Source organism: Caballeronia sp. LZ065, from assembly GCF_031450975.1.
Classification (GTDB): Bacteria; Pseudomonadota; Gammaproteobacteria; order Burkholderiales; family Burkholderiaceae; genus Caballeronia.
Genome location: NZ_JARUXV010000002.1, coordinates 1,140,932 through 1,154,356 on the forward strand (window position 1 = coordinate 1,140,932; position 13,425 = coordinate 1,154,356).

Below are 13,425 nucleotides of genomic sequence, written 5' to 3' on the forward strand. Positions count from 1 at the left end.
CATCGCGTTATTCGCATGCGGGTTGATATGACGATTCGCACTCGCGCGCAGAATCGATCCTCACGGCAACGACGAAGGAGAAAACCATGGGACGCGAAAGTCAGCATGCATTTCTGCAAGGCACCGACGCGCACCTGGCAACCGCGAACGAACAGATTCGGCGGCACATCGATCTCGTGCAGACGCTGATCAAGAACGGGCATAGCGCGACGTCCGCCATCGAACTGCTCAACGTGTTTCTCGGCTTGCGGCAGGAAATGATCGACTATAGAAACCTGAGCGCTGCCGTGCTCAAGGAAGCAGAACGCCGCCGTATGCTGACGGACTCAAAGCAAGCCATGCGATAACACTCGCTCGCATTGCATCCTGCAACATTCTTGACAAAATCCTTTCGGCCAATGCGTTATCTTGATGCTCACCCTTGCATGAGCATGGGTGTGTCTTCTTCGCATTTGAATCGCGGATAAAACGTGCAATTCGTTTTGCACTTCTTGTCCGAATGAATTCATCTTCAATCAGGATATCCAAATGGCTCTTTCGCAGGTTCTGACGGCTTACGATTTACTGGATAGCGCGATTGTCACCGGCGCGGACGCCGTTGCCTTGTTCAACTCTTATCAATCGCTTGGCGTCGTCGCGACGAGCACGGCTGTGGCGGACGACCAGCCCGGCACGCAGCCCAGCTGGACCACGTATTTCGTCAAGGTGCTGATTCCCGGCCTCACGGGCAAAACCCTCGGTGGGGCATCGCCCACGCTGGGCATCAATGGCAGAAGCGGCTGCACGGGCGCGCGCCCGCAGCAGATCGGCATGGTGTCGGACGCGGACGGCCCCATCAGCGGGCTCGCGGCGGCGCTCAAACTCGCCGACATGAAGGCAAAAGGCGACAACCTTCCCGGCGATGTGATCGTCACCTTCCATATCAGTCCGCAGGGCTATATCGACAACTCGAAGACACCGCCCATGATGGCGCTGCCGGTGTCGAACGCGACCATGAACCAGTATGAAGTCGATGCCGACATGGACGCCATTCTCTCGGTGGACGCGTCCAAGGCAAATTACCTCCGCAAGCAGCGCGGCTTTGCCCTTTCGCCCACGGCGAAAAACGGATACCTGCTGAAAATGAGCGCCGATCTCGTCGACATCATGGAATCCACCACGGGCCGCCACGCGTTCACTTTTCCGCTGGCCATCCAGGACATCACGCCTTACGACAACGGCATCAGCCACTTCAACAGCATCATGCAGCCGAGCGTCGCGACGGCCGCGCCGGTGGTCGGCGTCGCCATCACAGCGGAATCGCCGGTTTCCGGCGCGGCGCTCAACGCCAATCACGAGGCGGATCTGGCGGAGGCCGTGCAGTTCTGCATCGCGACCGCGAAAGCGTTCACGTCGGGAACCTGCCAGTTCTACGACCCGAACGAATACAACGCGCTGGTGGAGCGCTATGGTTCGCTGAGCGTCTTCCAGACCGAAGGCAACGTGGCCTGAACAGGCTTGGGGCGGACCGTCGCCGAAGTCCTTTTCAGGCCGAGAGCTTCTTCATTTCAGCGATGAGATCCGCCTTGCCTTCGAAGCCGATACCCGGCAAGTCGGGCATGGTCACGAAGCCGTTCTCCACCTTCACGCCATCCGGAAAGCCGCCATAAGGCTGGAACAGATCCGGGTAAGATTCATTGCCGCCCAGGCCCAGGCCCGCGGCAATGTTCAGCGACATCTGGTGGCCGCCGTGAGGAATGCAGCGCGTGCGCGACCAGCCATGTTGATGCAGCATGTCCAGCGTGCGCAGATATTCAACGAGTCCATAGCTTAGCGCGCAGTCAAATTGCAGCCAGTCGCGGTCTGCGCGCATGCCGCCGTATCGAATCAGGTTGCGTGCATCCTGCATGGAGAACAGGTTTTCTCCCGTTGCCATCGGCTTGTCGTAGTAGTTGCGCAGCGCGGCCTGCAATTCGAAGTCGAGCGGATCGCCGGCTTCCTCGTACCAGAACAGATCGTATTGCGAGAGCGCCTTTGCATAGCGCACTGCCGTGTCCAGGTCGAAGCGGCCGTTGGCATCGACGGCGAGTTTTTGCCCGTCCTGCAGCACGCTCAGGATCGAGTCGATACGCCGCAGATCCTCGTCGAGCGAACCGCCGCCAATTTTCTTCTTCACGACCGTATAGCCCCGGTCGAGATAGCTGCGCATTTCGTCCTTCAGCTTCCCGTGGTCCTGGCCCGGATAGTAGTAACCGCCCGCAGCATAAACAAACACCTTGCGATCCGGCTGGCCGTTGCCATAACGGTCCGCAAGCAGCTGGAACAACGGCTTGCCCTCGATCTTCGCAACCGCGTCCCACACCGCCATGTCGATCGTACCAATGGCCACCGACCGCTCGCCATGACCGCCGGGCTTCTCGTTGGTGAACATCGTCGCCCAGATCTTGTGCGGGTCGAGGTTATCGCCCGTGTCGTTCACCAGCGCGGCGGGATCGGCTTCGAGAATGCGCGGAATGAAGCGCTCGCGCATCAGCTTGCCCTGACCATAGCGGCCATTCGAATTGAAGCCATAGCCCACGACCGGCTTGCCGTCGCGTATCACGTCAGTGATGACCGCGACGAGACTCAGCGTCATCTTGCTGAAGTCGATGTAGGCGTTGCGGATGGGCGAACTGATCGGGACGGTTTTCTCGCGAATCTCTACGACTTTCATCTGCGTGCTCCAGGGCATTCGACGGGAGGCCAGCATACTCCCAAAAACCGCTGTTAAACTTCACTTCCATTCATTTCATTCTTCACATCGAGTGAATACTGAAACGCAAGCCGCGAGCGATTTCGAGTTCTTCATTCTGCTGGCGAAACTTCGCAGCCTGTCGGGCGCGGCGCGGGCATTGGACCTGTCGCCGCCGGCTGCCACCAAACGGCTCAGCGTCATCGAACAGCGGCTGGGTGTGCGTCTCGTGAACCGGACCACGCGCAGCGTGAGCCTGACGCCGGAAGGGGAGACCTATCTGCGCCATGCGTTGCAGATCGTCGGGCAGATTCGGGAGATGGAGGAGGAAATCGCCGGTGCGACGCGCGACCCTCAGGGTCTGCTGCGCATCAACGCAACGCTGGGTTTCGGACGGACCACGATTGCGCCGATCGTGTCCGAGTTCGCCCGCAAATTCCCGAGCGTCGAGGTTCAGTTCGAAGTGACCGACCGGCCTGTGGATCTGATAGAAGGCGGCTTCGACATGGCGATCCGCTTCGGCGAATTACCCGACAGCCGCCTGAGCGCGCGGCGCATCATGAGCAATCGCCGCTTTCTGTGTGCGTCGCCGAAGTATCTGGACAGGCATGGAAGACCGGAGCGGGTTGAAGATCTGGCGAATCATCGCTGCATCATCCATCGGCAAAACGACGATGCCTACGGTGTGTGGCGCTACATCGTGAACGATCACATCGAGGCGATCAAGGTCAAGGGCGCGCTGTCGAGCAATGACGGCGATATCGTTCTGCGCTGGGCGCTGGACGGCCACGGCATTTTGATCCGGTCCGAATGGGACCTGGCGAAGTACATCCAGAGCGGCCGGCTGCATCTCGTGCTGCCCAACACCGTTTTGCCTTCCGCCGATCTCTTCGTCTACTACGCGCGGCAGAGAAACCAGACGGCCCGGGCGCGGGCGTTCATCGATTTTCTGGTCAGCCGGTTTCAGGCGCCGTTCACGCCGGTGGAGATCGGCGTCGATCAGCGTGAGCGCAAGCGGCGCAGTTCGCGCGGCGTGAAAGCCTGACGCGAACCGGCCGCCCGTGCACTTCTGCTTCTATTGCGATTGACCCGAGTTCAGCTTCTTCTGGGCGTTCTGAAGATCCTGCGGATAGTTCGGGTCATTGGCCCGTCCGGGGTTGTAGCCCGCGTCTTCGAGCTTCTTCAGTTCGGCGTTCTTCTTCGCGCGCGCCTGCTTTCTCGCGGCCTTCTTCTCGGCCTTGGTGGCGGGCGCGGCCGGGGCCGCGGTGGTGGCGGTGGAACCGTTGTCCTGACCATAAGAGAGTGGAGCGGCCGATACCCCGATGACACCGATGACGAGTGACGCAACAACGCTTGCCAGGCTGGTTCTCACGTTTGATTCTCCGTTTGTTTGAGGTGAAGAAACCGTCGCGCCCAGTATAAGCGGGGAATGCATCAATGTGCCCGATACCCCCTACTTCGCGATGCGCGCCGGCACGGTGGCGAACAGCAGGTTCAGGCCTTCGGTCAAGGTGGGATGAGCGATCGGTGCGTCGCGCAGCACGGTATAGGGCAGTTTGCCGAGCATCGCGATCTGCACGGTCGCGACCACTTCGCCTGCTTCGCTTCCAAACATCGTGAAGCCGAGAATCTCGTCTGACTCGGCCGCGATCAGCGCCTTCATGAAGCCACGCGTATCCGAGTTGGTGCGGGCGCGCGGGACCGCCGCCATCGGCAGTTTCGCGATCCGGACCGCAATGCCTTTCTGGGCCGCTTCGGTTTCGTTCAAGCCGATGCGGCCCAGCTCCGGCTCGATGAAGAGCGCATACGGAATCTCGCGGCCACGCGTCGTTCTGGCTTCGCCACGAAGCTGCGCGCTCAGCACGCGATAGTCATCGAACGATGCATGCGTGAACATCGGCGTGCCGGCGACTTCACCGATCGCATAGACATTCGACGCCGTCGTCCGCAGTTGCTCATTCACCTTGATGAAACCGCGATTGTCGAGCTCGACGCCCGCGAGTTCCAGACCGATATCCTTCGTGTTCGGAATGCGTCCCGTCGCGGCAAGAATATGCGTGCCGTCCACCTGCTCGCCATTGGCGAGTTTCACGCGCACTGGATTGTGCGGATCGCCGGAACGCCCGGACACGGATTCAATCTCGACATTCAAGCGAACATCGATGCCATCCTCCTTCAGCGCGGCGGCAATCGCTTCGCTGACATCGGCGTCCTCGCGCATTGCCACGCGCGGTTCCTTCTGCAGCACTGTCACGCGCGCGCCGAGCCGCAGGAACGCCTGCGCCATTTCCAGCCCGATATAACCGCCGCCGATCACGATCAGATGCTCGGGAATCTCGTCGATGCGAATGGCTTCGACGTGCGTAAGCGGATCGGCTTCGCGAAGACCTGGCACGGAAGGAATGGCCGCATGCGTGCCGGTATTGATGAACACATGCTCGCCTTCGAGCACGCGGACGCCGCCATCGTTGAGATCGACGTGAATCCTGCGCGGCCCGACGAAGCGGCCTTCACCCAGAAGCAGGTCGAAACCTGCCTGGATGAAGCTGTTGAGATTGACATCGACGAGCGCGTCCACCACGCCCTTGACGCGGCTGCTGACACGCTTCATGTCGATACGCGGCTCACCCGCTTCGACGCCGAACGCGCCCGCATGCCGCACGGTGTGCGCGACCCGCGCGCTGCGGATCAGCGCCTTGGTCGGAATACAGGCCACGTTGATGCACGATCCGCCGATCATGCCGCGCTCGACCACTGCAACACGCTTTCCCGCCTTGGCCAGTTCCGTCGCGAGCGATTTGCCGCCCTTGCCGCCGCCGAGGAACAGATACTCGACTTGCTCGATGTTCTGCATGATGAACTCCAGACAGGCATCCATGGATCCGGCGTCTTGCATGGCCGGGCTGAGATCCATGGTAAGGATGCTTGCCCGGCGTGACATGCTTCAGAAGCTCACAATCACTCGCAATCGTCTCAATCGGGTGTGGCGTGACAGGCGGATTGCGTCACATCAGTTGAATGCGACGAGACTGCGACACCGACGCGAGGCGCACCGACACCCGCGTTTCACCATGCAAAAGAGCGAAGCCCGCCAGACTTCGCTCTCCCTTGCTTCCTCGAACCTTCCTCAGTTACAAGCCGGCGCCGCCTTCTTGCACGCATCCGCGAGTTGCGGCGGCGGATCCTTCTTGAACACCGTCTTGTACGACTCCAGCACGTTCGACTGCACCACCGGCAACGACTGCACGCCGATCCACGCAGGCGGCGTCTGGCCGATCAGCGCCTTCATCATCGCCATGGCTTCGGCTACGCCCTGATCGTAGGGACGCTGCGAGCCGGTCGCCTTGAGCGGCCCGCCCTTCGCGATCTCGATGGCCGATTCCAGCCCGAGATCGACCGTCGTCACCGGCGTGTTGATGCCCTGCGCGCGCATCGAGGTCAGCGTATCGAGCGCAGGTTGGTCCCACACCGCGAACACGCCCTTCACATCCGGATTCGCGGTGAGGAAGTCGCCCGCGATCTGCCCGACCTTCGACGGATCCGTGAACGCCACCTGCTTGATCTTGATGTCCGGCCGGTTCTTTTTCAGCCAATCGTTCACGGCCTTGGTGCGCTCCGTCGTGCTGAAATAGTCCACGCCGAAGTTCACCAGCCCCACCGTGCCGCCCTTCGGCACACACGAAGCCAGCACCTTGGCCGCGATCTGGCCGTTGCCTTCGCTGTCGGCGGAAACCATCGCCGCGTATTCCTGCGGATGCTTCAGGCCCTTCGGCACGTTGTCCATGAACACGAGCTTGATGCCTGCCTGCGAGACCTTCTTGTAGGTCGCGGCCGTGGCCGTGCCGTCGACGGGAATCGAAATGATGCCGTCCGGATGACGCTGGATGGTGTTCTCGATGTCGGCGATCTGCTTGTCCACCTGATATTCCGCCGATGCCGTGCCAATCACCTCCACGCCGTATTTCTTGAGCGTGTCCGTGATGCCCGCCACTTGCAGCTGCGACCAGTCGAGGTTCATGGTCTGCATCGAAATGCCAACCTTGAACTTGCCGGCCTTGACCTTCGCGGCCTCGGCGTCCGTGAGCTTCACGGCATCGGACGATGCGGCCTTCTCGCCGTTCGGCCCCTGTCCGACGATGCCCGCGGGCCCGATCGACGCGACCGGCAGTTTCTCGCACGATTGCGCGAATGCCTGCGATGCACACAGCGCCAGGGTCGTCGCCGCTGCGACGCTTGCCAGCCTTGCCCCAGATCCACGACGATGTTTCATGACTTCCCTCCGTTGGTCGTCTTGTTACTGCGTCTCCTGCTTCTTATGGAATCGCGCGCGCTGCGCTCATGTGTTCATTTGCGCGTGAAGGCGACGGCCGCGACGATGATGATGCCCTTGATGACCAGTTGCAGCGACGAGCTCACGCCGAGCAGTACGAGCCCGTTGTTCAGCGTGCCGATGATGAGACTGCCCAGCAGCGTTCCCAGAATGAAGCCGCGTCCGCCGAACAGGCTGCATCCGCCGAGCGTGACCGAGGCGATCACGTCCAGCTCCATGCCTTGCACGACATCCGGCCGCGCGGCATGCGAGCGCGCGGACAAAACGAGCGCGGCGAGGCCCGCCAGCGCGCCCGTCAGCACGAAGGCGAGCGTGGTCACGCGGCGGATGTTGATGCCCGAGTACAGCGCGGCCGTCGGATTGCCGCCCGCCGCATAGATGCGCCGGCCGAACACGCTGTAATGCAGCAGCAGCACGCCGCCGATGACCGCCAGCAAGGTCCACAGGATCGGCACCGGGACGCCCATGATCGAGCCTTCGCCGAAGATGGAGATGAAGGTGTCGTTGGTGATGATTTCGGGGCGCGTCGTGGTGACCATCAGCGCGAGGCCGCGCGCCGCCGAGAGCGAGCCGAGCGTCACGAGAAACGACGGAATGTTGAGGCGCGTCGTCACCAGTCCGTTGATGGCGCCGACGATCGCCCCCGTGCCGATGCCGGCAATCGCGCCAATGATCCAGCTGTCGCCGACATGCGACATCGCCAGCGCGGCGGCCATGCCGGACAGCGCGAGCGACGAGCCCACCGAGAGATCGATCTGCCGCGCGATGATGACGAAGGTCATGCCGATGGCGATGATCGACACCAGCGCGGTCTGCCGGCCGATGTTGAGGAAGTTATCGATCGACAGGAACCAGGGCGAGGCGAAGCTGAACACCACGAGCAGCACGGCGAACGCGATATACAGCATGTAAGGCCGGTCGCCCTGCACGAGCGTGCGCGCGATGCGCCACGCGCGCGAATGGCGCGAAACGGCCTGTTCTCCGGCGGGCAGCGGCGTGGGCGAAACAGAATCGTTCATGTTGCAGGCTCTTCGTGAGTGCGCAAGGTCTGGATGAGGTGATGCAGTTCTTCGGCGTGACGAAGCGCTCCGCGCTCGATGGTCTGCCGGATCGAGCCTTCCACGACAATGGACACGCGGTCACACAGCCGCAGCAGTTCGTCGAGATCCGAGGACACGACCACCACGCCGGTGCCCGCGCGCGCCGCATCGCGCACGACGCCGTAAATCTCCTCGCGCGCGCCGACATCCACGCCGACGGTTGGTTCATCGAGCAGCAGCACGTGCGGGCGCGGGTTGTTCCACTTCGCAAACACCACCTTCTGCTGATTGCCGCCGGAGAGAAACTTCACGCGCGTCGCGGCATCGGGGGCTTTCACGGAAAGCTGCTTCATCGCGCTCAGGGCCTGCTGCGCGGCGGCCTGCGCCCGCAGCCAGCCGCCGCGCGAGAAATGCGGCAGGCGGGGCAAGGTCAGGTTGCGTTCGATCGAATGATCCAGCACGAGTCCCTGCACATGGCGATCTTCCGGCACGAGCGCGATGCCGCGCGCGATGGCATCGGCGGGACGGTGGGCAGCGAGCGGCTGGCCGTCGAGGTCGATGCTGCCGTCCTGAACCGGCAGCAGACCGAAGATGGTTTGCAGGATCTCCGTGCGCCCACTGCCGATCAAGCCCGCCAGACCATGCACCTCGCCTCTGTGCAGCGTCAGGTTCACGTCGCGCAGACGGGCGTTGCTGACGTGCGAAAGCGTCAGCACGGACGGGCTGGTCGACGGTTCGGTGTGTGGCGGCGTTTGCGTCGGCGCGATGCCGGATGCCGTCTCCTGGCGCGCCTGCATCGCCGCATGACGCGGGCCGACGATCGCCGCAACGAGTTGCTTCATGTCGGTTTCGGCGGTGACGAAATGGCCGGCGTTCGCGCCGTCGCGAAAGATGGTCACGCGCTGCGAAATGCGGAACACCTCGTTCAGCCGGTGCGTCACGTAAATCACGCCGACGCCGCGCGCAGTCACGGTGCGGATGGCGTCGAAGAGAATCTGTTCCTCGCCGCCGGTGAGCGCGGACGTGGGTTCGTCGAGGATCAGCACGCGCACGTCGCCCATCAGCGCCTTGCAGATCTCCGTCATCTGCCGATAGGCGAACGGCAGGGAATCCACGGGGGCGCGGGGATCGAGCGGAATGTGGTGTTCGCGCAGAAAGGCGCTGACCTGCGCCATCAGTTCACGCTGCCGGACGAATCCGAAGCGCGTGCGCGGCTCGCGGCCGAGCATGAGATTGGCGCCGACGGAAAGCGATTCGACCAGGCTCAAATCCTGATACACCACCGCCACGCCTGCTTCGCGCGACTTGGCCGGAGAGTCGAAGGCGACCTTCTGCCCGACGATTTCTATCGAGCCTTCGTCGTAGCTATGGACGCCGCTCAGGATCTTGATGAGCGTGGATTTGCCCGCGCCGTTTTCGCCGAGCAGCGCATGCACTTCGCCCGGCAGCACTTCCAGATTCACGCCGCGCAGCGCCTGGACGCCGCCGAATTTCTTGGTGACGCCGGCAACGCGGATCAAGGGCGCACGGGCCGATGAAGCGGCCGCGACCGCAACCGCCTCACTCATCTGTTGTCTCCTTCGCCGCGCGGGCGAATTCTTATGGTTCGCGTCGTGATGCGCGATGTGGGTTGTGATCTTCGCATCACACATTTGGTGCGTCAATCACATTTAACCCCTATTCGGACGGGTGTAAACGAGATGATCACAACAAACACGCACCGTTTTGTGATGATCCTATCGCTTTGGCGCGGGACGCGATCTTCCCTGAACTATTCTTTTGATTGACCTGGAGAGAGGCCGAGACATGCAAATCCGCAGAGGAAATCTTTTCGACGTGCAAACGCAGCGCAGCGCAAAAGAACAGGTCGATGCACTTGCGACCGGGCCCGGCGTCACCGTCGAACGGATCGTGTCGATGGGTCATGCCAGCCCGGCAGGTTTCTGGTACGACGACCCGCGCGCCGAGTGGGTCGTGCTGCTGTCGGGCGAAGCCGTGCTCGAATTCGAAGCCGATGCGAGCCGTCGCCACCTGCGTCCCGGCGATTACGTTCTGATCGAGCCGCACTGCCGGCATCGCGTGGCCTGGACGCATGAGTCGGAGCCCAGCGTCTGGCTTGCGGTCTATCACGAGCGCTGATCCGCTTCCCAAGCATGCTGCCGCGCCAGCTTGCGTCCGAAATCGATCCTTAAAAACTTCCAGCAGACATTTCTTCTCGGGCAGAATTACGCCAAGCGTTCGGCGAAGACCGAAAAAATGACTGAGAGAGCCGTCATGCCGATGACGGCGATGTGTTTGCCTTTCGAGGAGGCGCCATGTCTGCAACAACACCGAGCGCGTCGTTCAGCGTGACCCTGCGCATGGACGGCAGTGGCGCGTGGAGCATCGCCATGCCTCACGCGGAACGCCCGGACGACGTCTTCGTCACGTTCGTCAAGGATCAGGAAGAAGGCACGTGGCTGGCCGAACAAATGCGGCCCGGCTTCAACATCGTGCTGGACGTCGCCACCTGAAGTCGCTTCATCAGGCCAGCGCGCCGGAATCGCCGGAAGCGGACATCTCATATTTCGCGCGCGGACGCAGCAAGAACGCCTGCGTGCGCTGCTCCATCACATGCGCGACCCATCCGGCCGTGCGGCTCACGATCCAGATGGCCGTTGCCGACCCGTCGGGCAAGCCGAGCGCGCGCGCCAGCGTCACGAGACCCAACGCCACGCCCGGATGCGCCCCCAGTTCGCGCCGCATGCGTTCAAGAAAGGCCAGCGTCAGCCCGGTGGCTTCGCCCGCCGCCGGTGTGCATCCCGTGTGCGCCGCGACTTCAGCAGCCGCCTGGAGCATCAGATCCGCGCGGGGATCGCCGCCGGCATACAGCGGATGATTGAAGCCGAACAAGCTCGCACCATACTCGCGCACGCGGTCCGCGCGCGACTCCAGCGCCGACAAGGGTTCGCACAGCAGCAGCGTCTCGACCTTCTCGGTGCCGGTTCCGGTGGAGAAGCCAATGTGCGAGCCGATGGCCGCCGCGACGCAACTGAACATGTCCGCATTCGTCGATGCCGCTACACGCGCGGAGAAAGTGGCGGGCGCCAGTTCGTTGTCGGCGAGCACGACGAGCGCCGTGCCCAGTGCACGCAGCGTCACGGGCGTCACTGGCGCACCCGCCGCGCGCAGGATCTGTCCGGCGATGCTCTCATCGGCCGCACGCGGACAGAACACGCGCGCCGGCCCGAGAAAGCCGACGCAGCCCGCCATGCTCTGCAACATGAGCCGCGCGGCCTGTACCGCGCCGCCATCGGTGATCTCGCGCGTGCCGCGTCCCTGCATGCCCAATGCGAAGGGCACCATGCCCAGCAGCGCGCCGATATCGCCGCTCGCCACCCCGCCTTCATGCACCGACAGGACGCGCAGCACGTCGGGCGGCGTCTCGATGGGCGCCCAGACCGCGAGCCCGCTTTGCCACACGCCGGTCATCAGCAGATGCACGACGGATTCGAACGCGGCGCCTGAACTCGCCAGATCGACGGCCAGACGATTGCGATAACGCGGCCCGTGCGGCGTGACTTGCGTGATGGCCGAATGCAGCACCGGATCGCCGAGACGCAGCGTGGATTCCGCCACCGCGCCGCTGGGCGCGCGGCCGCGTTTGCGCGCGGCGAGCCGTTCGATATCGCGACGCAGATACAGCCGCTTGCGTCCGTCTTCATGGGGCGTCGCGCGCACCAGTCCGCGACTGACGTAGGCATAGAGCGTCGCGGCCTTGATATTGAGCCGCGCCAGCGCTTCCTCGCAGCTCAACACGTCGTTCCAGTTTCCGTCACTCATGTTCCTGGGCCCCCAACAGCTTCAATCTCTTTATATTGATTTTAAAACTCAATATTGATAGCTATAAAGGCTATCAGTAAAGTGACCTCCGGAACATGAAAAAAGGCCGTCGCGAACCATCCGGTTCGAACGACAGGCCACCGATATCCGGAGACACCGCATGACCCTGGACACCACGCCGGCTCAGCGCAATCGGGTTGATCTGCGCGAGACATTGCAGGCCGCGCCGCTCGGCGCTTATCACTTCCGCCTCGCGCTGATGCTCGCGCTGATCCTCTGGTACGACGGCTTCGATCTCTACAACGCGTCGTACATCGTTCACGACGTCACGCCGGCGTGGCATCTTTCGCCGAGCCAGATCGGCCTGTTGCTCTCGTGCGGACTGGGCGGATTTGCGATCGGCTCGGCGGTGTCGGGTCTGTTCGGCGACCGCTTCGGAAGGCGTCGCGTGATCCTGCCGGGCGTGTGGGTATCGAGCGCAATGAGCCTCGCAATCGCTCTCTTCGCTCATGACCTGTCCTCGTTCGTCATGCTGACGTTTCATCATGGGCCTCGCGCTCGGGCTGCTGATGCCGATGTGCGTGACCTATATCAACGAGATCGCGCCGAAGCGTTCGAATAATGTCTTCACCATCGGCTTCTTTTCGCTCGGCTGGATCGGCGGGGCGACTTGCTCGGGCTTCATCGCCGCCTGGCTGATGCCGCGCTTCGGCTGGCAGAGCATGTACTACACCGGCGCGCTGGCGATGGCGCTCGCCGTCGTGCTGCAATTCGTGCTGCCTGAATCCATCGCGTTCCTCGGCAGCCGCAACCGCATGGACGAGGTGCGCACGCAACTGACGCGTTTCTGGCCCGCGCGAGCGGCGGAGTTTCGCGCGGCCGAAGTCGTCGTGCCCGCGCCTACGGTGAAAGCCGGATCGTTCCGCGCGCTGTTCACTGTGCGGTTTCGCCGCCAGACGCTGTGTTTCTGGGCCATGGGCGCGCTCTCGCTGTTCTCGTCTTATGGACTCTCCGGCTGGCTGCCGACCATCCTGCTCAAGCGTGGCGAGAATCTCTCGCATAGCTTCGCGTATGGGTCGCTGCTCGTGTTTGCATCGGCGTTTGGCAGTTTGCTGTCAGGGTTCGTCGCCGATCGCACCGGCAACCGGCGTCTCACCATGTCGATTGCGTGGCTGCTCGGCGCGAGCGCCATCGGCATGCTTGCGCTGCTGGAGAACGCGCAGGTCTTCTGGATCATCGTGATTGCGGGGATGTTCGTGATCGGCACGCAGACGGTGCTCAACAATCTCGTCGCCGTCAGTTATCCCACCGAGATTCGCAGCACGGGCGTGGGCGTGTTCTTCGGCATCGCGCGCTTCGGAGCCATGTGCGGACCGGCCATCTCCGGCGTGCTGCAACAAGCGACCGGCGGGCCCGGCGCGATGTTCTCCGTGCTCGCGGCCTCGCTCGTCACGGCGGCCTTGCTGGTCTTTCTCGTCGAGCGGCCGGAACGCCTGCCCGATGCCACCGCCTTCGGACACTGA

At 62.8% G+C, this 13,425-nt stretch carries 12 protein-coding genes and 1 pseudogene; 6 read left to right on the forward strand and 7 right to left on the reverse strand.

All coding sequences use genetic code 11. The features are described from left to right. Positions 1-86: 86 nt before the first annotated feature. Both QCE63_RS19295 and QCE63_RS19300 read left to right on the forward strand, forming a co-directional pair. Positions 87-347: a hypothetical protein gene (locus QCE63_RS19295; RefSeq protein WP_309835203.1), complete on the forward strand. Its 261-nt coding sequence runs from the start codon at positions 87-89 to the stop codon at positions 345-347. A gap of 181 nt (positions 348-528) precedes the next feature. Continuing rightward, positions 529-1,491 (forward strand): DUF1177 domain-containing protein, encoded by a 963-nt coding sequence (locus tag QCE63_RS19300; RefSeq protein WP_309835204.1) that lies wholly within the window; start codon positions 529-531, stop codon positions 1,489-1,491. A gap of 34 nt (positions 1,492-1,525) precedes the next feature. Here the strand turns inward: QCE63_RS19300 and QCE63_RS19305 are convergent, their stop codons facing one another. Beyond that, positions 1,526-2,692: a mandelate racemase/muconate lactonizing enzyme family protein gene (locus tag QCE63_RS19305; RefSeq protein ID WP_309835205.1), complete on the reverse strand. Its 1,167-nt coding sequence runs from the start codon at positions 2,690-2,692 to the stop codon at positions 1,526-1,528. A 91-nt stretch (positions 2,693-2,783) separates the two neighbouring features. Between QCE63_RS19305 and QCE63_RS19310 the strand changes: the two genes are divergently transcribed. Next, complete coding sequence (locus QCE63_RS19310) at positions 2,784-3,755, forward strand: LysR family transcriptional regulator (RefSeq protein WP_309835493.1); 972 nt, start codon at positions 2,784-2,786, stop codon at positions 3,753-3,755. Positions 3,756-3,785: 30 nt separating this feature from the next. Here the strand turns inward: QCE63_RS19310 and QCE63_RS19315 are convergent, their stop codons facing one another. The 5 genes from QCE63_RS19315 to QCE63_RS19335 form a co-directional block, all read right to left on the reverse strand. Then, entirely contained in the window at positions 3,786-4,082 is a 297-nt protein-coding gene (locus QCE63_RS19315) for a DUF4148 domain-containing protein (RefSeq protein WP_309835206.1), read from the reverse strand. An 81-nt stretch (positions 4,083-4,163) separates the two neighbouring features. Beyond that, on the reverse strand, positions 4,164-5,564 hold the full coding sequence (locus QCE63_RS19320) for an FAD-dependent oxidoreductase (RefSeq protein ID WP_309835494.1): 1,401 nt from the start codon (positions 5,562-5,564) through the stop codon (positions 4,164-4,166). A gap of 273 nt (positions 5,565-5,837) precedes the next feature. Then, positions 5,838-6,980 carry a substrate-binding domain-containing protein gene (locus QCE63_RS19325; RefSeq protein WP_309835207.1) on the reverse strand — a complete coding sequence of 381 codons (1,143 nt, stop codon included), beginning with the start codon at positions 6,978-6,980 and terminating at the stop codon, positions 5,838-5,840. A 74-nt stretch (positions 6,981-7,054) separates the two neighbouring features. Further along, positions 7,055-8,059, reverse strand: a complete 1,005-nt coding sequence (locus tag QCE63_RS19330; RefSeq protein WP_309835208.1) for an ABC transporter permease — start codon at positions 8,057-8,059, stop codon at positions 7,055-7,057. After that, positions 8,056-9,648 carry a sugar ABC transporter ATP-binding protein gene (locus QCE63_RS19335; protein ID WP_309835209.1) on the reverse strand — a complete coding sequence of 531 codons (1,593 nt, stop codon included), beginning with the start codon at positions 9,646-9,648 and terminating at the stop codon, positions 8,056-8,058. The genes QCE63_RS19330 and QCE63_RS19335 overlap by 4 nt, the downstream gene beginning before the upstream one ends. 238 nt (positions 9,649-9,886) lie before the next feature. On the opposite strand from QCE63_RS19335, the gene QCE63_RS19340 reads away from it, so the two are divergent. Then, positions 9,887-10,219, forward strand: a complete 333-nt coding sequence (locus tag QCE63_RS19340) for a cupin domain-containing protein (protein WP_309835210.1) — start codon at positions 9,887-9,889, stop codon at positions 10,217-10,219. 176 nt (positions 10,220-10,395) lie between these two features. Continuing rightward, entirely contained in the window at positions 10,396-10,593 is a 198-nt protein-coding gene (locus QCE63_RS19345; protein WP_309835212.1) for a hypothetical protein, read from the forward strand. Between the two features lie 10 nt (positions 10,594-10,603). Here the strand turns inward: QCE63_RS19345 and QCE63_RS19350 are convergent, their stop codons facing one another. After that, the gene (locus tag QCE63_RS19350; RefSeq protein ID WP_309835214.1) at positions 10,604-11,902 is read right to left on the reverse strand and encodes a citrate synthase; all 1,299 of its coding nucleotides are present in this window, start codon (positions 11,900-11,902) and stop codon (positions 10,604-10,606) included. Between the two features lie 293 nt (positions 11,903-12,195). Between QCE63_RS19350 and QCE63_RS36880 the strand changes: the two are divergent. After that, positions 12,196-13,425: pseudogene (locus QCE63_RS36880) on the forward strand (MFS transporter); the annotation flags it as partial.